This window comes from Corynebacterium sp. HMSC058E07 (assembly GCF_001809885.1).
GTDB lineage: Bacteria > Actinomycetota > Actinomycetes > Mycobacteriales > Mycobacteriaceae > Corynebacterium > Corynebacterium macclintockiae.
On record NZ_KV799281.1, the window covers coordinates 226,102 to 244,769 of the forward strand.

At 64.0% G+C, this 18,668-nt stretch carries 19 protein-coding genes; 4 read left to right on the forward strand and 15 right to left on the reverse strand.

Features of this window, described 5'->3' with window-relative positions; genetic code table 11:
- Positions 1–33: 33 nt before the first annotated feature.
- From lpqB to HMPREF2678_RS09150, 6 genes are all read right to left on the reverse strand, one after another.
- On the reverse strand, positions 34–1,758 hold the full coding sequence (gene lpqB, locus HMPREF2678_RS09125) for an MtrAB system accessory lipoprotein LpqB (protein ID WP_034971263.1): 1,725 nt from the start codon (positions 1,756–1,758) through the stop codon (positions 34–36).
- Positions 1,751–3,364: an MtrAB system histidine kinase MtrB gene (mtrB, locus tag HMPREF2678_RS09130; protein ID WP_246817940.1), complete on the reverse strand. Its 1,614-nt coding sequence runs from the start codon at positions 3,362–3,364 to the stop codon at positions 1,751–1,753. Before mtrB ends, lpqB begins: the two co-directional genes overlap by 8 nt.
- Before the next feature lie 129 nt (positions 3,365–3,493).
- A complete protein-coding gene (mtrA, locus tag HMPREF2678_RS09135; RefSeq protein ID WP_034972343.1) occupies positions 3,494–4,174 on the reverse strand; it encodes an MtrAB system response regulator MtrA in 681 nt (226 codons plus the stop codon).
- 4 nt (positions 4,175–4,178) lie between these two features.
- A complete protein-coding gene (locus HMPREF2678_RS09140; RefSeq protein WP_034971260.1) occupies positions 4,179–4,829 on the reverse strand; it encodes a dTMP kinase in 651 nt (216 codons plus the stop codon).
- 3 nt (positions 4,830–4,832) lie between these two features.
- The gene (ahcY, locus tag HMPREF2678_RS09145) at positions 4,833–6,272 is read right to left on the reverse strand and encodes an adenosylhomocysteinase (protein ID WP_034971259.1); all 1,440 of its coding nucleotides are present in this window, start codon (positions 6,270–6,272) and stop codon (positions 4,833–4,835) included.
- Between the two features lie 91 nt (positions 6,273–6,363).
- Positions 6,364–6,744, reverse strand: a complete 381-nt coding sequence (locus HMPREF2678_RS09150; RefSeq protein ID WP_034971258.1) for a DUF4259 domain-containing protein — start codon at positions 6,742–6,744, stop codon at positions 6,364–6,366.
- Positions 6,745–6,963: 219 nt separating this feature from the next.
- Between HMPREF2678_RS09150 and HMPREF2678_RS10555 the strand changes: the two genes are divergently transcribed.
- On the forward strand, positions 6,964–7,740 hold the full coding sequence (locus HMPREF2678_RS10555; RefSeq protein ID WP_230580178.1) for a hypothetical protein: 777 nt from the start codon (positions 6,964–6,966) through the stop codon (positions 7,738–7,740).
- On the opposite strand, the gene manA is transcribed toward HMPREF2678_RS10555, so the two are convergent.
- Genes manA through HMPREF2678_RS09170 form a run of 3 tightly spaced genes read right to left on the reverse strand, consistent with a single transcriptional unit; the run spans position 7,718 to position 10,627 of the window.
- Complete coding sequence (gene manA, locus HMPREF2678_RS09160) at positions 7,718–8,815, reverse strand: mannose-6-phosphate isomerase, class I (protein WP_035006899.1); 1,098 nt, start codon at positions 8,813–8,815, stop codon at positions 7,718–7,720. The genes HMPREF2678_RS10555 and manA overlap by 23 nt on opposite strands.
- 9 nt (positions 8,816–8,824) lie before the next feature.
- Complete coding sequence (locus HMPREF2678_RS09165; RefSeq protein ID WP_070552070.1) at positions 8,825–10,201, reverse strand: phosphomannomutase/phosphoglucomutase; 1,377 nt, start codon at positions 10,199–10,201, stop codon at positions 8,825–8,827.
- A gap of 15 nt (positions 10,202–10,216) precedes the next feature.
- Positions 10,217–10,627, reverse strand: coding sequence for a DUF3499 domain-containing protein (locus HMPREF2678_RS09170; RefSeq protein WP_141747082.1), 411 nt, complete (start codon positions 10,625–10,627; stop codon positions 10,217–10,219).
- A gap of 82 nt (positions 10,628–10,709) precedes the next feature.
- On the opposite strand from HMPREF2678_RS09170, the gene HMPREF2678_RS09175 reads away from it, so the two are divergent.
- Positions 10,710–11,165: a metallopeptidase family protein gene (locus tag HMPREF2678_RS09175; RefSeq protein ID WP_034971253.1), complete on the forward strand. Its 456-nt coding sequence runs from the start codon at positions 10,710–10,712 to the stop codon at positions 11,163–11,165.
- Here the strand turns inward: HMPREF2678_RS09175 and HMPREF2678_RS10595 are convergent, their stop codons facing one another.
- The 4 genes from HMPREF2678_RS10595 to HMPREF2678_RS09195 all read right to left on the reverse strand — a co-directional run bounded on the left by HMPREF2678_RS10595 (position 11,166) and on the right by HMPREF2678_RS09195 (position 14,698).
- Complete coding sequence (locus tag HMPREF2678_RS10595) at positions 11,166–11,531, reverse strand: WhiB family transcriptional regulator (RefSeq protein WP_034971252.1); 366 nt, start codon at positions 11,529–11,531, stop codon at positions 11,166–11,168.
- 306 nt (positions 11,532–11,837) lie between these two features.
- On the reverse strand, positions 11,838–12,920 hold the full coding sequence (locus HMPREF2678_RS09185) for a mannose-1-phosphate guanylyltransferase (RefSeq protein WP_034977737.1): 1,083 nt from the start codon (positions 12,918–12,920) through the stop codon (positions 11,838–11,840).
- A gap of 57 nt (positions 12,921–12,977) precedes the next feature.
- Positions 12,978–13,862 carry a glycosyltransferase family 2 protein gene (locus HMPREF2678_RS09190; RefSeq protein WP_070552072.1) on the reverse strand — a complete coding sequence of 295 codons (885 nt, stop codon included), beginning with the start codon at positions 13,860–13,862 and terminating at the stop codon, positions 12,978–12,980.
- 11 nt (positions 13,863–13,873) lie between these two features.
- The gene (locus HMPREF2678_RS09195) at positions 13,874–14,698 is read right to left on the reverse strand and encodes an SDR family oxidoreductase (protein ID WP_070552074.1); all 825 of its coding nucleotides are present in this window, start codon (positions 14,696–14,698) and stop codon (positions 13,874–13,876) included.
- A gap of 47 nt (positions 14,699–14,745) precedes the next feature.
- Between HMPREF2678_RS09195 and HMPREF2678_RS09200 the strand changes: the two genes are divergently transcribed.
- Positions 14,746–16,413 (forward strand): LCP family protein, encoded by a 1,668-nt coding sequence (locus tag HMPREF2678_RS09200; protein WP_034972353.1) that lies wholly within the window; start codon positions 14,746–14,748, stop codon positions 16,411–16,413.
- Positions 16,413–16,994, forward strand: a complete 582-nt coding sequence (locus tag HMPREF2678_RS09205) for a TIGR03089 family protein (RefSeq protein WP_034971247.1) — start codon at positions 16,413–16,415, stop codon at positions 16,992–16,994. The genes HMPREF2678_RS09200 and HMPREF2678_RS09205 overlap by 1 nt, the downstream gene beginning before the upstream one ends.
- Here the strand turns inward: HMPREF2678_RS09205 and HMPREF2678_RS09210 are convergent.
- The gene (locus tag HMPREF2678_RS09210) at positions 16,987–17,721 is read right to left on the reverse strand and encodes an ABC transporter permease (protein ID WP_070552076.1); all 735 of its coding nucleotides are present in this window, start codon (positions 17,719–17,721) and stop codon (positions 16,987–16,989) included. The two genes, HMPREF2678_RS09205 and HMPREF2678_RS09210, sit on opposite strands and share 8 nt — an antisense overlap.
- Entirely contained in the window at positions 17,721–18,653 is a 933-nt protein-coding gene (locus HMPREF2678_RS09215) for an ATP-binding cassette domain-containing protein (protein WP_070552078.1), read from the reverse strand. The genes HMPREF2678_RS09210 and HMPREF2678_RS09215 overlap by 1 nt, the downstream gene beginning before the upstream one ends.
- Positions 18,654–18,668 lie beyond the last annotated feature (15 nt).

Sequence of the window (18,668 nt, forward strand, 5' to 3'; positions counted from 1 at the left end):
CCAGATCCCCCCTGATCCCCACAAGCAGCCAGCCTAGTCCGCAAGCACCGGTGTCGCCCGCTTTCCCTGCATGGTCGGCACTTCGCGCCAGAAGCGGGATTCCTCAGAAGCCACGTCGAACTGCATCAAGGCATTGGCATCGGTGACGTAAATCTTGTTGCCGTCCGTTGCCACCGACACCACCGGCGCGGCCAGGTTCCTACCGGTGATCTGCTGCGAATAGGAGCCATCCACTTCCACGTCCCACACCGGCGCATCGTTGGCGCGCGTGCCGACCAGCACGGAACCGTCCTCGGTCCAGTCGGCGCTGACGGCCGTGTCCCCCACCGCGCTGCCGATCTCCACCGGCGAACCCAGTCGCTTGTTACTGCCCTCGGTGGTCTCCAGCACCGATACGTATACCCGCCCGTTGACAACCATCACCGCGCGCGTGCCATCGTGCGAAACGCGGAACACACTAATGCGTTTTTCGTCGCCTTCGATCATCTTCAGGTTTTCCGCGTCGACTTCCTTCTCCCCCGCGATGCCGGTTTCCGGGTTGCGGGTGATCTGCACGATCTTCTCGCCATCAACCACCACGTAGAGCGTCGTGGCGTCCAGGCCCCAGGTCGGCCGGGTCAGGGACTTCGCCTGTACGGAGCTGACGGGCTGCTCGTCCCTCCCGCCGATCACCAGCTGGCGCTGCTCGTCCCCTCGCCCGGTCACGGCGGCGTAGACCTCGTCGCGCGGGCTCAAGGCCACAGACTCGACGTAGCGATCGGCCAGCCAGCCGTCCAGCTTCTTGGCCCGTGCGCCGTCCTGCTGATAAACATCACCGCCGGAGACCGCCCGCAGCGGAACCTGTGCCTGCACGTTCGGATCGAATTCCGACAGGTCTTGGACCAGCCACTTTTGCCGCATGTCGTCGGACATCGGCGTGCCGTCCGCCAACAGCTCATAGGGGCCGCGAACCTCGGATCCGGCAAGGGTCCACACCACTTGCGCGGCCAGCAGGCGCCGCACGTCGGGCGACAGCCCTTCAATGCCGCTGAAGTTGACGGAGGGGTCTCCCTCGTTGTCGGCGGAAACCTGGGCGGTGGCGTCCTCAGGAAGAAGGTTCCGCACCGCCTTCTTTAAGCGCTCCTGCGGTCCGGCGACCAACAGCGAGACCAAGGAGGCAGCGGTGGACTGCTGGCCGGTGTAGATCCATCGACGATCCGGCACGAGCGCACGACCGTTGAGATCCGGGAAGTAGACGTTGCGGGCGCGGTAGGTGCTCAGGAAGTCCTGGCGATCCAGCACCACAACGTTCGGCAGGTTGCTGATGCGCCATTGGCCGTCAATGCTTTGCAGCTCGTAGTTGGTTTCAAACGCCGAGTACTGCGGGTCGAACACGCCGCCCACGCCCAGGTTGCCGACGATGTTGCCGCGGACGCGGTAGGTGATCTTGGTGTCGCTACCCTCGCCTTCCGAGGCGATGTCGATGCGGTCGAGGACCATCGTCGGCGCGTTGGACTGCCACCTGTTCTGCATCCCTGGGGTCAGGAACTTCTTCGCCGCCTGATGGTCGCGTAACGGGTGGGCACTGGCGGTGAAGAAGTCGCGCAGCAGCAGGTCGGCTGCTTGCCCGTCACCCGGTGTCGGGGCTTCCTGCCCGCTGGGGGCCGGCGCGTAGCTCGAGATCGCCTCGGGCCTGGAGTTATCCGGCAGCGTCGAACACGCCGCGATCAGCCCCAGCCCCGTCACTGCGGCCAGCACCTTCATGGTCTTGTTACTCATCGTTGCCTCCTTCCTGCTCTTCGGTAGTGACGCCCTCAGCCTCAACCTCCAAAGGCAGCGGCGAGGCCTTCGCGGTCCGCCCCTGCTTCAGGGGCAGGGTCAGGCGGAAGCAGGCGCCCACACCGGGCTCTCCGGTCGCTTCGAGGCGACCACCGTGCAGGTTTGCATCCTCCTTCGCGATGGCCAAGCCCAGGCCCGTGCCACCGGTGCGGCGTTCACGGGAGGGATCGGAGCGCCAGAAACGGTTGAACCCCATCTCTTCCTCACCGGGCTTGAGCCCCACGCCGTGGTCGGTGACGGCAACGGCCAGGGAGCCCTTGCCTACTGCCATCTCGACGTCGATGGGTTTGCCCTCGGAGTGATCGACAGCGTTGGCCAGGAGGTTACGCAAGATTCTTTCCACGCGGCGGGAGTCGACGGGGACAACCACCGGTTCCTCCGGCAGATCCACGTTGAACTCGGTGCCGACGTCTTCGGCGATGGCGCGCACCTGCTGCAGCGCGGAGCGCACCACACCACGCACGTCGACCTTTTCGGCCGAGAGGTTCGCCACGCCCGCATCGTGGCGGGAGATCTCCAGCAGGTCGCCGAGGAGAGTCTCGAAGCGGTCGAGCTCCTTCGTCATGAGGTGCGCGGCGCGGGCAGTGACGGGGTCGAGCTCATCTGCGTTGTCCTCGATCATGTCCGCAGCCATGCGCACGGTTGTCAGCGGGGTGCGCAGCTCGTGGGAGACGTCCGAGGTGAATTGCCTTTGCAGAGAGCCGAACTCTTCCAGGTTGCGGATCTGTGTGGACAGTTTCTCGGCCATGTCGTTGAAGCTAATGGCCAGCTTCGCAACTTCGTCCTGTCCGTCGACCACCATGCGCTCCCGTAGGTGGCCGGCGGCGAAACGCTCCGCGATACGCGAGGCGGAGCGCACCGGGCCGATGAGCTGCTGGGAGAACACCCACGCGATAACCAGCAGCAGGACGATCAGGACGATCCCGCCGGCCACCAGAAGGCCTCGCATGAGGCTCAGCGTGGCTTCCTCGGCAGACAGCGGCATCAACAGATAAAGCTCCAGCCCAGGGATATCGGAGTTCACCGGGCTGCCGATGATTAGCGCCTTGTAGCTGCCGTTGTCGCCGTCCACGCGGGCGTATTGGTAGGCCACCTGCCCTTGGCGCACGAAGTCGCGCAGGCCATCGGGGATGGTGATGTCGGTCGGGATCTGCGTGTCCGCATCGCTGGCATCAGAGGCGATGAGGACGGAGTTATACACCGGTGCACTTGTCTCGTCCACGCCCGCAGAGCGATTCGAAAGTACAGCCCGGGCTGAGCTTAGGCGCACCGAAATCGGGTTGGAGGAGTCCGTCGCACCGATCTGCTCTTCCACCGCAGCACGCGCCCGATCCATGCCTTCGATGGCCTCGGAGTACTTGGTGTTCAGCAGCTGCTGGCCAAGGAAGCTGGTCAGGATGAAGCCGATAAGCAGAATCGCCACCGAGCTAGAGGCCAGCACACTGCCAATCACGCGTGTCTGAATCGACTCGCGCCACCGTAGCCAGAGTGTGTTCTTCGCCCGGCGCCAGGTCTCTTTCGGTCGCCAGAAGAAGTCGCGCAGCACTGACCAGAATGTAGCCCCCTCCTCGAGGGTTTCCTTCCGCCGTCTCAGCTGGGCTGCAACCTCTGCCGCCCTGGACTTGCGGTCCTTCTTACGCGTGCCGTCCTGCCGTTGTTCCTGATCCACGGGCGCCTATTCGCCGGTTTTGTAACCGATTCCGCGGACGGTTTGGATGATCTTCGGGTCGTCCGGATCGACCTCCACCTTCGAGCGCAGTCGCTGGATGTGCACGTTCACTAGGCGGGTATCGCTGGACTTGCGGTAGCCCCAGACCTGCTCCAGCAGCTCTTCGCGGGAGAACACCTGGCGCGGACGGGAGGCGAGGGTGACCAGCAGGTCGAACTCGATGGGGGTCAGCGAGATCTCCTGGCCATCGCGGATCACCTGGTGGCCAGGCACGTCGATGTGTAGATCCGCGATGTCGATGGACTCCACCGTCTGGGCTTCCTCCGGGGTGCGGCGCAGGCGGGCGCGCACGCGCGCCACTAGCTCCTTCGGTTTGAAGGGCTTGTGTACATAGTCATCCGCGCCGGATTCCAGCCCCAGCACCACGTCCACCGTGTCGGTACGCGCCGTCAGCATGACGATCGGCACTGTGGAGTGCTCGCGCACCGCCTTGCACACGTCGATGCCATTCATGCCGGGGAGCATCACGTCCAGCAGAATCAGGTCGGGGTTGCACTCTTGTGCTGCTTTTACTGCCTCTACTCCATCGCCCACGACGACGGTGCGGAACCCTTCGCCCTGCAGGACGATCGTGAGCATTTCCGCGATTGCCGGGTCGTCATCGACCACCAGAATTGTCGTTTCCACGGTGTTATCCTCTCATTTCTTCCAGCAGGTCCGCGACCTTTGCCGCGCGTCCTTCACAGTCGTCTCCGGTGCTGTCGACCACCACCCAGGGACTGAGCCATTCCCGCTGCGCGAGATCCCGGTAAGCACGGACGGTGCGCTCCTGCAGGTTCCCGTCCCGCTCGTAGGCGTCCCGCGCGCGCGACTGATCCTGTGCCTCCCGCGACTGGGCGCGCTGCCCGGCCACGTCGGCCTCCACGTCCACCAGGATCTGCAGGTCGGGCGCTGGAATCCCTAGCTTGTCCTGTTCCAGGCGGGTGACCCACTCGCCGACTTCTGCCACGTCTCCGCCCACCCGCGCCGCGGAGTAGGCCACGTTCGATGCGGTGTAGCGGTCGATCAGGATCACGTAGCCGTCGGCATCGAAGTCCGCCAGCTCTGCCCCGATCTCAGCGCGATCCAGCGCAAACAGGGCGGCCATGCCGTGCACGGAATCAATCAGGTCGCCCAGGTTTTCGTGCAGTGCCTCGCGCGCCAGCATGGCGGAGTGCGATTCCTCATAGCGCGGGAAAGCCACCCGAGCCACGGGCACTTCACGCGCCACCAGTTCCTTTTCCACGGCAGTAACCAGGGTGTTCTTCCCGGCGCCGTCTACTCCTTCGAAGCTAATGATCATGGTCTAGTAGCGGTAGTGCTCCGGCTTGAACGGGCCGGCAACGTCCACGCCGATGTACTCGGCCTGTTCCTTCGTCAGCGTCGTCAGTTTGCCACCCAGCGCCTCAACGTGGATGCGCGCAACCATCTCGTCCAGAATCTTCGGCAGGCGGTACACCTCGTTGCCATACTGGTCGGACTTCGTGAACAGCTCGATCTGTGCAATCGTCTGATCTGCGAAGGAGTTGGACATCACAAACGACGGGTGGCCGGTGGCGTTGCCCAGGTTCAGCAGGCGCCCTTCACTCAGCACCACGATAGATACCGGGTCGCCGTGTGCGCCTGGGAAGGTGAACTCGTCGACCTGCGGTTTGATGGTCACGCGGCTGACGTCTTCGCGGTGCAGCAGGCTGGCCATGTCGATCTCGTTGTCAAAGTGGCCGATGTTGCCCAGTACCGCGTGGTTCTTCATCATCTGCATGTGCTCAAACGTGATGATTCCGAGGTTCCCCGTTGCGGTGATGACGATGTCGGCGTCACTAATAAAGTCCTCTACCTGCACAACCTCGAATCCGTCCATCAGCGCCTGCAGGGCGTTGATCGGGTCGACCTCGGTGACCTTCACGATCGCGCCCTGTCCCGCCAGCGCTTCGGCGCAGCCCTTGCCGACGTCGCCGTAGCCGCACAGCAGCACCGACTTGCCGCCGATCAGCATGTCGGTGGCGCGGTTGATGCCGTCGATCAGCGAGTGGCGGGTGCCGTAGCGGTTATCGAACTTGGACTTCGTCACCGCATCGTTGACGTTCATCGCCGGGAACGGCAGCACACCCTGTTCCGCGAAGTGGTACAGGCGGTGCACGCCCGTCGTCGTTTCTTCGGTTACGCCCTTGATGTTTTCTGACGCCCGGCTCCAGAAGCTACCGTCCTCCGCCAAAGTCGTACGCAGCATCTCTAGGAAGGCCTTGTATTCGTCTGCATCCTGCGGCTCGGCATCCGGAACGAGGCCGGCGTTTTCGAATTCCATGCCCTTAATGACGGCCATGGTGGCATCGCCACCGTCGTCGAGGATCATGTTCGCCTCAACGCCCTCACCCCAGGTGAAGATCTGCTTCAGGCACCACCAGTACTCGTCCAGGGTCTCCCCTTTCCACGCGAACACCGGCACGCCGGCGGGCTGCTCCGGGGTACCGTCGCCGACCACGATGGCCGCCGCGGCCTCGTCCTGAGTGGAGAAGATGTTGCAGGAAGCCCAGCGCACTTCCGCGCCCAGGGCCACCAGGGTCTCGATCAGAACGGCCGTCTGCACGGTCATGTGAATGGAACCAGCGATGCGGGCGCCCTTCAGTGGCTGATCCTCGGCGTACTCGCGGCGCAGCTGCATCAGCCCCGGCATCTCGTATTCCGCCAAGCGGATCTGGTGGCGGCCGGCCTCTGCCAGAGAGAGATCCTTGACTTTAAACTCCATGGGTGGGGTGACTCCTCACATGATTAGCAAACGCTGTATTTAACAAACCAAACACAGTGTATTAGACGTGTTGGACAAGCAGTCCCGGACTCTAACTTAAGGCCTCAACAAAGGTTTCCAGGTCTTCTGCCTCTACTGCTTCCGTGGCGCTCAGCCGCTCATACTCGCCATCCAAGAGCTGCAAGGAAACCTCCTGCAGGTTGGTTGGGCACTGGCCGATGTGGGCGCGGATGAAGGGGTGATCGTCGGCCACGTTCGCCACACTAAACGGCGCGCCCGACCAGATGGCCGCCACGGTTGCGGCGCAGAGGCCGACGGAGTGATCCACGGATCCGGGCTGGCCGTCACGTAGCGCCAGATTCACTGCGTCCACCAGCGCTTGGGCAACCTCGTTGCCCTCAAGCTCTGCCACTTCGTCAAGGAAGTCCACGTTGTCTTCCTGCGTGAAGATTAATTCGTCCCAGTTGCTCATCCTGCCGACCTTTCTGTCACTTAATTACCGACTGTAGCGCGTTTGCGCGCGTGGCAGCCATGGTCAAATGGCACGATCCCTGCTAGGCTCTTCCCTATCCTTAACCAAATTGTGACCTTTTCTTGTTCGCGAGTGTAGGTTTCCGGGGAACATTGTTTCCCTCGCCCGCATTGCACAGCAGGAGTCGACAACACCGACAGAGTAAAGGAGGTGAGCCGAGTGGCCACAGAAGAAAGCACCACCGTAATCTACGAGTCCCCCGAGGAGCACCCGCGGTTTCCTCGCGTCATTAGCGGCATCGCCGTGGTCGGCTTGGCTCTTGCTGGCGTGATTGGCGTGTGGACCTGGCAGGCAGGCTCCGATGCCACCGCACCCAAGCCACAGTCCGCCGAGGAGTCCACGATCGCCATCAGCACGGGAGCGGCGTCCCAAGAACACGATGTGGTTCCCGACAATCCCTCCTCGGCAGAGCCCACGGCTCAGCCCAAGGCTCCGGCCTATTCCACGTCCCACCAGGCAAGCCCCGGCAGTGGACACTACACCAACGTAGCTCCGCTGGGACAGGATCCCTACCTTCCGCCGAACGCGTGGAACGGTCGCCAGACCTCCAACCCACAGCCGTCAGAGACGATCATTGCGGAAGGGCTGAATTCGCAGAACACCCCCCAGACCTCTGCACAGCCCCAATCCCAGGCCCAGCCGCAGCCCCAGGCACAGCCTCAGCCCCACACCAAGCCTGGCCAGGATTCGAATCAGGGAATCCCACACATTCCGCCGATTCCGCCAATCCCGGAGTTCCCCCGCCCGTCAGAGCCGGCCGGGTCTGACGATCAGGATCACTCCACCCCCACCGAGAAACCCACCCCGGGCAAGACGGATGCAGAGGTGGCGCCGAGCGAACCTAGCGATCCAGACGAACCGCAACCGAAGACGGGCAAGCCCACCGACACCACAAAGGGACCGGCGACGGACGCTACGCCCCCGGCCGAGCGATAAAGGCCTTTCCGCGCACGGTAGCCTCTTCGCCCGCGGGCACCCAGGCTGCCGATCCGCTTTCTACCTGCAGCTCGCCGCATTCTGCTGTGTCCCCCACTGCAAGGACGATCGCCGGCCCCGTGACTTGCCCTGTGCCATCGATCCGGCACAGGCTGAACTCCTCTGCTGGGGTGTGGTACACCCCAGCATTATCGGCACGCAATCGGGGATCCGCCAGTTCCTCCCAACGCACCACGCTCAGCAGCTCCGCCACGTCGATGTGCTTCGGGGTCAGCCCACAGCGCAGCACGTTATCGGAGTTCGCCATGATCTCCACGCCGGTGCCACGCACGTAGGCGTGCAGCTGCCCAGCGTCCAGGTAGAGGGCCTCCCCCTCCTGCAGCACCACGCGGTTGAGCAGCAGGCCAAAGAGCACGCCGACGTCTGCCGGATACTGCTCCTCCAGGCGCACAACAAGGTCCGCCACGTCGCCCATCCAGCCCTGATCCTGGCCCGCAACATCCCGGCAGCGCCGCGTGAGGGCGTCAATAATCCGGGGAAGGTCCTGCGCGGGCAGGTGCAGGGTGCGCTCGACGGCCTCGCGCAGATCGCCATCGACCACGGCGGCGCGCAGGAAGTCCAGTTCGGGTACAGCCAGCCACTCCAGCAGCTCTGCGGTGCGCGCCAGGGGTCGGAAGCCGGCCATCGCCTCAAACTCGCCCAGAGCTACCAGTAGTTCGGGCTTGTGGTTGTCGTCCTTGTAGTTGCGTTCGAAAGCGTCGAGGGCGATTCCCGCGGCCTCGTCAGCAGCGAATCCGGCTTCGGCCTGCGCCTTCGTGGGGTGCACCTGGATGCTCAGGGCGCGCTCGGCGGCCAACAGCTTCAGCAGGAACGGCAGGCGCGTGCGCCCCTGCCCCAGCTGCCCTTCCGGGTCGGCCTCGATGAGGTCCAGCAGCACTCCCGGCGCTCCCGGGTGCGCGCCGAACCACAGTTCAGCCTCGGGCTTTTCGGTTGGCGCCGGGCGCCCTTGGATCTGCGCCAGGGCCTCGTGCGAACCCCATGCGTAATTCTGTACTACACCCTCGATGAGCTGCATTTAACTCCCTTAAGCGCGGATAATTGCCAGTGCTTCGTCGACGATGGCCTGTACGCCCTCGTCGTCGCGCGCTTCGACGTTGAGGCGAAGAAGGGGCTCTGTATTGGACGCCCTCACGTTCAACCACGAGCCATCCTGCAGCTCGATGGTCACGCCGTCGAGCCGGTCGACGGATACCGTGCGATCGGCGAAGGCCTCCACCACGGCTTCGGTGCGGCCCGCCTGGTCGGCAACCTCGGAGTTGATCTCCCCGGAGGCACGGTAAGTCTCGTAGGCGCGCTTCAGCTCCGACAGGGGCTTATCCTGTCCGCCTAGGGTAGCTAGGACGTGCAGGGCGGCCAGCATGCCCGAGTCGGCGTTGAAGAAGTCGCTGAAGTAGTAGTGGGCGGAGTGCTCGCCGCCGAATACTGCGGATTCCTGTGCCATCTGGGCCTTGATAAAGGAGTGGCCCACGCGGGTGCGCACCGGCTTGCCGCCCTTGGCCTCCACCAGCTCGCGCACGGACTTGGAGGTGATCAGGTTGTGGATGATCGTCGCCCCCGGCTGTTCGTCCAGGTAGCGCTCGGCGATCATAGCGCAGATGGTGGAAGGGGAAACGGCCTCACCCAACTCGTCGACGATGAAGCAGCGGTCCGCGTCGCCGTCGAAGGCGATGCCCAGATCCGCGCCCTGGTCCACGGTAAACTTCTGCAGGTCGACCAGGTTCTTGGGATCCAGCGGGTTTGCCTCGTGGTTGGGGAAGGTGCCGTCGAGCTCGAAGTAGAGGTCGAAGATCTCCAGCGCGTCCTGCTTCAGCACGGCCGGAACGGTCAGGCCACCCATGCCGTTGCCTGCGTCCACCGCAACCTTGAGAGGGTGGATGTTCAGCGGCACGAGGTTGTTCAGGTAGTCGGCGTAGCCTTCCAGTACATCTTCAGTGGTGTTGGTGCCGGGCTCTCCATCGTAGGCTGGCACGCCTTCCACCAGCTCGGAGGAAATGCGGTCCAGGCCAGAATCCTGCCCCACGGGGCGGGCGCCGGCGCGGCAGAGCTTGATGCCGTTGTACTTCGCTGGGTTGTGGGAGGCGGTGAACATCGCACCCGGGCACTGCTTCACGCCGCTGGCGTAGTAGAGCTCGTCGGTGCTGGTAAGTCCCAGAGTGATGGTGTTCAGTCCCTGCGCGTTCACGCCCTCGGCGAAAGCGGCGGCCAGGCTCGGGGAGCTGTCGCGCATGTCGTGGCCGATCACAATCGTGTCGGCCCCTTCTTCGCGCATAAGGCGGGCGAAGGATGCCGCCACGTCGCGCACGAAGTCCTCGTTGAGGAATCCGGCGCCCTCGCCGACAACTCCGCGTACGTCGTAGGCCTTAATGGCCGCTGCTACATCTTGGGGAGAATGGGTAGCCATGGGGGTTTCCTTTCGCTAATGCTGGTTACGTACCGCGCGCAGGTGCCGGCGCGGGGTGGATCGGGGCAGGTTCTTCATCGACGGGTGGTGCGGGGTGGCCTCCGGGATTTCGGAGCGCCGGTAAAGCCGGGGGGCTGGCTGCGGTGCTTCCTCGACATCGTGTTCTGCGGCCTGCTGCACCGCTTCCGCCAGGGCCATAAGGTCTTCTTCGTCAGCCTCCTCTGCCGGGGCGTCGACAAATTCGAGCCGCCAGCCCTGGGGGACGGTGGTGCGGCGAGCGTGGATTTCGCACAGATCCCACCGGTGCGGATTTCCGCTAACGCTCAGCGGCCCCACGATGGCTAGCTGCTCTGCATAGTTGAACTCCAACGTCGCGACGGCGGGTTTGCCGCAGCCGGGGCGAGAGCATTGTCGGATGAAAGTCACGCGCATTAGTGTAGCCCTTTTCCGTCCGCTTTCGAGCGTGCCCTCGTGGCATGTCGCTGTACCGCGGTTAAGATGTGGGGCTATGAGGCAAGAGGCGCGCATGAGGCAGGATCCCCGCGGTCGAGGCATCCGCGGCATCCTGTTGCCGGAGGTGCCGCGCAATAAGTCGCGTTCGCAGCGCTTCGACGATGCGGTTATCGATGCCTTCGAGCCAATCCTGGAGCGTTTTGACGCCGAACTGTCCAGCCTCGACATTGCTGTCGACGTTGTCCCGCGCATGCGGCTGAGTGCTGGCTACCGGCAGTGGCCGGAGGATGTTGTCGCCGATGGCCAGGTTCCCCTGGGTCGGCTAGTCGTGGCGGGCGTGGACAGCAAAGGGGCGCCGACGCGCCCCCGCATCATCATCTTCCGCCGCCCCGTAGAATCCCGTGCAGCGTCCGCGCAGGATCTTCACGAACTACTACGGATGATCATTGTGCGCTTGGTGGCCTGCTACCTGAATGTGTCCCCCGACCAGATCGACCCCCGCTTAAGCTAATTAGCCGATACGCTTCTTCAGTCGGCGACGCTCGCGCTCCGAGAGTCCGCCCCAGATACCGAAGCGCTCGTCGTGTTCGAGGGCGTACTCCAGGCACTCGTCACGCACGCCACATGCCTGGCAGATTCGCTTCGCTTCGCGAGTAGAGCCACCCTTTTCCGGGAAGAAGGCCTCCGGATCCGTCTGTGCACACAGGGCCTGTTCCTGCCAGTCCTGTTCCACAGCATCGAAGAGTAGATCGAAGTCCTGCGTTAGATCGAAGAGGTTCTTCTGGCGAGCTTCGTTATCCACGTTCGCCTCCTGCTCAACCGCCGAGGAACCGTCAGCAAAGTGGCCACGAAGGGCTGTGTCTACTGACTTGTCCACGGGGATCTCCTCATCTGATTGGCGCCATTGAAAGGCTTCGTTTTTGTCGGTCTACTGAAGATTACACACTGGTAATTACACCACGTCAACCTTTGACGAAATCCCGGGAGCCCCACTAGTCACAGCAGTCACATACGCCCCATACGCCCCGCAATCCTGAGCGAATGGTACGCCGCACAACCACAATGTATGCGTGCGGCCAAATTTAAAACCACAACATATGGGCGTATTCCTGAACCTTTAGTTCAGGACACACTAGATGTAGTGAAATTTCTTTAAATTTTTTCGCCGGGCGCGAAACCGGCCTTAAATATCAGAGGAGAAGCGCACTCCACCGTCCGGCAGGTTCACTCCCGGCCACACGCGCAGCCCGTCGCGCAGCTCGCAGCGCGCGCCGATGACGGCGCCTTCACCGATGACACAGTCCACCAGGTGCGCCCGCGCGCCAATTCGCACGCCCGCGGCAATAACACAGCGCTCAACGGTTGCGCCGGCTTCGATCTGCACTCCGTCGAAGATCACAGACTCCTCGACGCGTGCACCGCCGCCGACCTCCACGCCGCGGCCGATCACGGTGCCGCCCAGCAGCAGCGCTCCCCCGGCGATGGCGCTGGACTCATCCACCAGGCTCTCTCCGTTGCGTCCAGCCAGCAGTGGCGAAGGGGCAATACCACGCACCAGGTCCGAGGATCCGCGGACGAAGTCGGCTGGGGTGCCCATGTCGCGCCAGTAGGCCTGATCCACGTGCCCGAACACGCGGGCGCCGGCTTCCAGCAATCCCGGGAAGATCTCGCGCTCCACGCTGACCGGGCGGCCGGCTGGGATCTTCTCGATCACGGATCGGTTGAACACGTAGCTGCCCGCGTTGATCTGGTCCGTCGGCGGATCTTCCGTCTTCTCCAGGAAGGCGCTCACGCGACCGTCGGCATCCGTCGGCACGCAGCCGAAGGCGCGGGGGTCGGAAACGCGCAGCAGGTGCAGGGTGACGTCCGCCTCTTGCTCGACGTGCGTATTCAGCACGGCCTGCAGGTCCGTTCCGCCCAGAACGTCGCCGTTGAATACCATCGCACGGTCGTAGCGCAGGTGGTCCAGGACGTTGCGGATGCCACCGCCGGTGCCCAGTGGCTCATCTTCCACGACGTATTCAATTTCCAGCCCCAGGTGGCTGCCGTCGCCGAAGTGCTCCTCGAAAACTTCCGCCTTGAACGAGGTCCCCAGCACAACGTGCGTCATGCCGGCCTCCTTGATGCGAGCCAGCAGGTGCTCCAGGAAGGGCGCGCCCGCCACCGGCAGCATTGGCTTCGGGATGGAGTTGGTCAGGGGGCGCAGTCGAGTGCCCTTGCCGCCGACCAGGATCACTGCGTCGGTCGTGGCTGCGAGATCTACCACTTCTTTAGCCTTTCTATACCCTTGCTATAGCTGTTAATTTTCACAGATTAGCTACTGTTAACGGCCCGCTGTAGAACCCACGCCGTGGGCCGCGGCAATTGCGATCTTCTCGCGCACCTTCAGCCCCGCCTTGAGCACCAGCCGCACCGGCAGGTAACGCAGCCCGGGCAGCCGATCAGCTTGGAAGCGGTACGCACTGTCGTGATGGGCCTTCAGCACCACGTCGGGGTGCTTCCCGGCCACGTGACCTTTGGCGTGGCGGATCTCGGCGCTGGGCACGAAGACGTTCAGCCAGCCCGCGCGCCCCAGCCGGTCGCCCAGGTCCACGTCCTCCATGTACATGAAGTAGCGCTCGTCGAAGCCACCCAGCGCCTCGAACGCATCCCAGCGCAGCAGCAGGCAGGATCCGCTCAGCCACCCCGCGGGCCGTTCGCTGTCCATGTCGGCATCGTCCAGGTAGCGCTTGGTCCAGGGGTTCGCCGGCCAGATCTTGCCGAAAAGCGCATGCCCGATGCCGGACCCCAGCTGCGGCACTGCGCGTGCCGACGGGTAGGCGGTGCCGTCTGCCTCTACGATGCGGGGGCCCAGCGCTGCTGCTCGAGGATGACGCCGCGCCGCCTCCATTAGCTCGTCGATCGCACCGTCGCCGAACACCACGTCCGGGTTGGAAATCACCAGGTAGTCCCGGTTGATCTCTCCAGCCTCGCGAGCCGCGCGCAGGTGGCGGGCGCCGAGGTTCATGCCGGCTCCGTAGCCGATGTTGCCCCCGCTGTAGAGCAACTCCGCCTTTCCTGCCTCGGCGGCGGCTTCGGGCGCGCCGTCGGTGGAGCCGTTATCAACCATGACGACCCGGGCGTTTGCCGGCACCGAGTCCAGGAACTTGGCCAGGTACTCCCCCGGTGAATAGGTCACGGTGATAATCGCGATGGGTGCCTCTGTCATGGCCGTTGAGGTTACCCCAGGGCGGCACGCAAACTATCTCGCCACGCGGGCAAGCCGCTCGCTGGAATCTGCAGGGTGCTGTTGCGGGGCCTGTGCGCGGGGGTGGGATACTCGCTGCTCGGCACAGCCTTCACTCGCCGGGGGTCGTGGCCGATTGTGGCGAAGATCTCGCGGGCGAATCCACACCAGGTGGCCACCGGACCGGAGCCTGTCACGTGGCTGATCGCTGCGGTGCGCTTCCCGTCGACCATGGCGGCGAGCTCCGCCGCCAGCACGGAGGCGTGAGTGGGCCTGCCGTATTGGTCGTCTACCACCGTGGGGCTCACTCCCGACCGGGCCAGGCGCACCATGGTGGTGGCGAAGTTCCGGCTTTCTGCGTCGTACACCCACCCCGTGCGCACCACGCGCCCGCCGAAGTTCAGAACCTGCCGCTCCCCCTCCAGCTTGCTGCGCCCGTACGCGTTCACGGGTGCGGGCTGGCCGTCGACTGGGTTTTCCCAGCCCACGGGTAGATTTCCCGGGAACACATAGTCGGTGGAGACGTGTAGCATCGGCACTCCGTGCGCCCACGCCCAGGAGGCCATGCGCCCAGGGGCTACCGCATTCACTTGGTGCACAGCACTCGCGTTCTCAGGCTTTTCGGCATCGTCGACCGCTGTGAATGCGGCGAGGTTGACGATGGCTTTGACGGGAGATGGTGGCGTCAATAAGAAAGAATCCACAGAACCTGCCACCGCCAGATCCGCCTGCGCTCGCCCTACCGGCACAAAGTCCGGGCGAAGGCGCAACAGTGCGCGGCCGACTTGGCCGGAGGCGCCGAAAACCAAAACACTCATGAATCCAGTACTACACCAGCCGCATTTTTGCCGCTAAAGTGATAACAATGACTGAGCATGAAAGAGGCCGCCACTCGCGGCGCATCCAGGCAGCCCCGGGCGGCCGGGAAGCCAAGCAGATCGGTTCCCGACTGTCGCGCGGAGTAGTCGCCGCAGTCTCGGCACTATCGCTGGTCGTGATGGGGATCGGCTACATGGCCGTCGGCAACCTCAACGATGGTCTTGCTCAGGCCGATAACCTGAACCTCGGCAACCAGCCCGATGGGGCGACCGACATTCTGCTGGTGGGCGTGGATTCGCGCACGGACGCGAAGGGCAATCCGCTGTCGCAGCAGGAGATCGACATGCTCCGCGCTGGCGAGGAAGAGGCCACCAACACGGACACGATGATCCTGATCCGCATCCCGAATGATGGATCCTCCGCCACCGCAGTATCTCTGCCCCGCGATACCTACGTGCGCACCCGCGACTACGGAAACATGAAGCTCAACGGCGTGTACGGAACGGCGAAGTTCGAGAAGTCGCAGGAACTGTCCAAGAACGGCGAGACCAACAAATCCGAGGTCGACAAGAAGTCCACCGAGGCCGGGCGACAGGCGCTAATTAGTTCTGTGGCTGACCTCACCGGCATCAACGTGGACCACTACGCCGAGGTCGGCCTGCTGGGCTTTGTGCTGCTGACCGACGCGGTCGGCGGCGTGGACGTGTGCCTGAAAAACAAGGTGGACGAACCCCTGTCCGGCGCGAAGTTCAAGGCCGGGCGCCAGACCCTCACCGGCCAGGATGCGCTGAGCTTTGTCCGCCAGCGCCACGAACTGCCCCGCGGTGACTTGGATCGCATCACCCGCCAGCAGGCGTACATGGCCAGCCTGGCCAACCACGTCCTGTCCTCGAAGACGCTGACGGATCCCGGCAGCATGTCCAAGCTCAACAACGCGGTGCAGCGCTCCGTGGTGCTGGATAGCGGCTGGGATGTCATGGGCCTGGCTACACAGATGCAGAACATGGCCGGCGGCGACGTGAGCTTCCAGACCATCCCCGTCACCAGCATCGACGGCACCGGCGACTACGGAGAGTCCGTCGTCACGGTCGATACCGACCAGGTCCACAAGTTCTTCAAGGAACTGCTGGGCGACAAGCCGGGCGAGGAGGAACCCACCTCCGACAAGCCGGCGGACATTACCGACTACAAGGCCGGGGACTACAAGGTCAACGTATTCAACGCTTCCGAGCAGGCCGGCCTTGCGGCGCGTGTGTCGGAGTTGGCAAAGCAGTACGGCTACAAGTCCGGCAAGGTGGGTAACCACCCGGAGACCGGTGTGTCTGAGTCCCAGGTCAACGCGAAGAACGCTGACGATCCGGCCGCCCGGGCGCTGGCCAAGCAGCTGGGCGGGCTGCCCGTCGTCCAGGATTCCTCCCTGGACGAACACGAGCTGTCCGTCACCCTGTCCGGCACCTACGCCGGCCCGGGCATCCTGGAGCAGTCCGCCCCGTTGACCAAGCCGGATGATCCGAATGTCGGCACGCTGACCGAGGGCATGAAGGACCTCGACGGCGATGGCATTCCGGACGAGACCACGAGCGCGGGCACCACTGCCGACTCCACTTCCACCGCCGCCAAGCCCTCCACCGTTGGCACGCCGGGTACCGGCCAGGGCACCGACCGTAAGGATCCGATCGACGCCGGTGGCGACGGTCCGATGTGTGTGAACTAATGGATATTATCGCCCCGCTCGTCGCCCAAGATCCGGCCAGCCCGCGCCTGACCACCTACACTCCGGCGGGCCGCATGGAGCTGTCCGCCCAGACGCTGCACAACTGGCAATCGAAGGCGGCTCACCTGCTGGATTCGCTCGCCCCAACCTCAGTCGGGATCGCCTGCGCTCCGGGTTGGCAGCCGCTCATGATTGTTCTGGGTTGCTGGCGGACTGGTGTTTCTATTGTGGACGCCGACTCTTGCGACGTGCTTTTTACCGACGACTTAAACTTGGCGGAGGCCCACTCGGGTGAGGTTTTCGTACTCTCCGACGATCCTTTTGGCCGCGGCGTGGAGGAGTCCGGCGGTGAGCTGCCTTTCGGCGTGAACGACTTCTCCCCCGAGCTGCGCGTGCAACCCGATACCTACCCCGGCCCGGCTGTGGCCGCCGCCCCCGCTGGTCCGCGGGTGCTGGTGCCCGCGTGGACCGATACCCAGTCGATGCTGGATACACTAAAGCCGCTGCGCGACGGCGGGTCGGTGGTGATGGCCACCGAGCCCACTGCCGAGATCGCAGCGGCGGAGAACGCGACTATTTAACGTCCCTGCGCTGGTGGACGAGGAAGGCCCAGGCCACCAGCACAACCGTCCAGGCGACGACGATCGCCACGCTGACCAGGGTGTCGTGCTTGCCAACGGAGACGCTGTTGCCCAGGATCATCCAAATGTTGCTGAACGGCAAATAGGGCGCGATGTTGTCGGCGATCCATTGGCTGAGCTGCTGGGAGATCAGCTCCACCGCGGTCGCCCACACCAGCGGCAGCACCACCGCGCCGGCCGTGGAGGGAATCAACACGCCGATCGCCGAGGCCATCAGGCTGATCAGCCCGGCGAACAGTATCGTGTAGCCCAGCAGCGGCAGCTGGTCGGTGTTGATCTCCTGCGGCAGGGTCGCCATCATCGCCACCGAGACTCCCACCGCCACGGCCATGGTCACCATCGCCAGGGCTGCGTTGACGAACAGCTGCGCGAACAGCTGCTGCCAGCGGGCGGGGATCACCAAGAAGGACTGCGCATGCAGGTTGTGCCCGCGCGTACCGCTGACTCGCACGGCCGATAGCGACAGGATTAGCAAGTAAGCCGGCATGAGGCCCCCGCCCAGCTCCGTCAAGTCCACCTCCGGCTCATTCATCCCGTATTCGGACCTGTAGTAGCTCAGAGTCAGCGCATTGGCACCGATGTAGAACAGCAGGACGAACCCCAGCATGATCCAGGTGCCCAACATGACCCGCGAGCGCGTCCATTCGCTGCGAATGATTCCCAACATTACTGGCCCCTCCTGTCCTGAGTCTTGTACTCCACTGCCTGCCCGGTCGCGTCCAGGAACTTCTGCTCCAGGCCCGCGCGCTGCGGGGTCATCTCTAGCACCACAGCTCCGGTGTCGCGCGCCAGTTCGCCGAGGCGCCTGTCCAGGTCGGGGGCTTCGGAGGCGAACTCCAGGGAGCCGTCGGCTTGCCGTGTGAGGTTTACGCCATCCAGGCGCGAGGTGGCGTCCACAAAAGAATCGGGATCGGCCACGCGCATCCGGATGGTGGGTTGGGCGCCCGTGCGCAGGAACTCGTCCATGGTGTATTCGCCGATGAGGGAGCCCTTGCCAATGACGACTAGGCGGTCGGCGGTGAGTTCCATCTCGTGCAGCAGGTGGGAGCTGACCAGTACGGCGCGCCCCTCGGCGGCGCTGCGGCGGATCAGTCCACGCATCCAGTGCACACCTTCGGGGTCGAGGCCATTGACGGGCTCATCGAGGATGAGGTGCTGCGGGTCGCCCAGCAGAGCCACGGCCAGACCCAGGCGCTGCTTCATGCCGAGGGAGAACTTCTTGATCTTGCGCTTTTGCACCTCGGCCAGGCCCACCAGCTCCAGGCACTCGTCGGCGCGGGACTGCGAGATCCCGGCCGCCTGGGCGATGGAGCGGATGTGCGCCCGGGCGGAGTGGCCGGGCATGTACCAGGTCGGTTCCAGTAGCGCGCCGGCGATGTGAGGACGCTGCGCGCGGTAGGCATGCAGAGGTTGGCCGTCGAAAGTGACCTCTCCCCTGCCAATCGTATCCAGCCCCAGAATGCAGCGCATCGTTGAGGACTTTCCGGAACCATTCGGCCCCAGAAAGCCTGTGACCTGGCTATCTGGGACAGAAAAAGTGAGCCCATGGAGAACCTCCGTGGACCCATACTTTTTAGTTAATTCTTTGACTGCGATCATGCCGTCAGGCTATCA

What these genes read in the sequence shown, in the direction of transcription:
- HMPREF2678_RS09165 (WP_070552070.1), bottom strand. Translation starts at nt 10,201, where the DNA reads ATGGCTACCCATTCTCCCCAAGATGTAGCAGCGGCCATTAAGGCCTAC.
- HMPREF2678_RS09195 (WP_070552074.1), bottom strand. Translation starts at nt 14,698, where the DNA reads ATGAGTGTTTTGGTTTTCGGCGCCTCCGGCCAAGTCGGCCGCGCACTG.
- HMPREF2678_RS09210 (WP_070552076.1), bottom strand. Translation starts at nt 17,721, where the DNA reads ATGTTGGGAATCATTCGCAGCGAATGGACGCGCTCGCGGGTCATGTTG.
- manA (WP_035006899.1), bottom strand. Translation starts at nt 8,815, where the DNA reads ATGCAGCTCATCGAGGGTGTAGTACAGAATTACGCATGGGGTTCGCAC.
- HMPREF2678_RS09200 (WP_034972353.1), top strand. Translation starts at nt 14,746, where the DNA reads ATGACTGAGCATGAAAGAGGCCGCCACTCGCGGCGCATCCAGGCAGCC.
- lpqB (WP_034971263.1), bottom strand. Translation starts at nt 1,758, where the DNA reads ATGAGTAACAAGACCATGAAGGTGCTGGCCGCAGTGACGGGGCTGGGG.
- HMPREF2678_RS09175 (WP_034971253.1), top strand. Translation starts at nt 10,710, where the DNA reads ATGAGGCAAGAGGCGCGCATGAGGCAGGATCCCCGCGGTCGAGGCATC.
- HMPREF2678_RS09215 (WP_070552078.1), bottom strand. Translation starts at nt 18,653, where the DNA reads ATGATCGCAGTCAAAGAATTAACTAAAAAGTATGGGTCCACGGAGGTT.
- HMPREF2678_RS09190 (WP_070552072.1), bottom strand. Translation starts at nt 13,862, where the DNA reads ATGACAGAGGCACCCATCGCGATTATCACCGTGACCTATTCACCGGGG.
- HMPREF2678_RS09205 (WP_034971247.1), top strand. Translation starts at nt 16,413, where the DNA reads ATGGATATTATCGCCCCGCTCGTCGCCCAAGATCCGGCCAGCCCGCGC.
- ahcY (WP_034971259.1), bottom strand. Translation starts at nt 6,272, where the DNA reads ATGGAGTTTAAAGTCAAGGATCTCTCTCTGGCAGAGGCCGGCCGCCAC.
- HMPREF2678_RS09150 (WP_034971258.1), bottom strand. Translation starts at nt 6,744, where the DNA reads ATGAGCAACTGGGACGAATTAATCTTCACGCAGGAAGACAACGTGGAC.
- HMPREF2678_RS09140 (WP_034971260.1), bottom strand. Translation starts at nt 4,829, where the DNA reads ATGATCATTAGCTTCGAAGGAGTAGACGGCGCCGGGAAGAACACCCTG.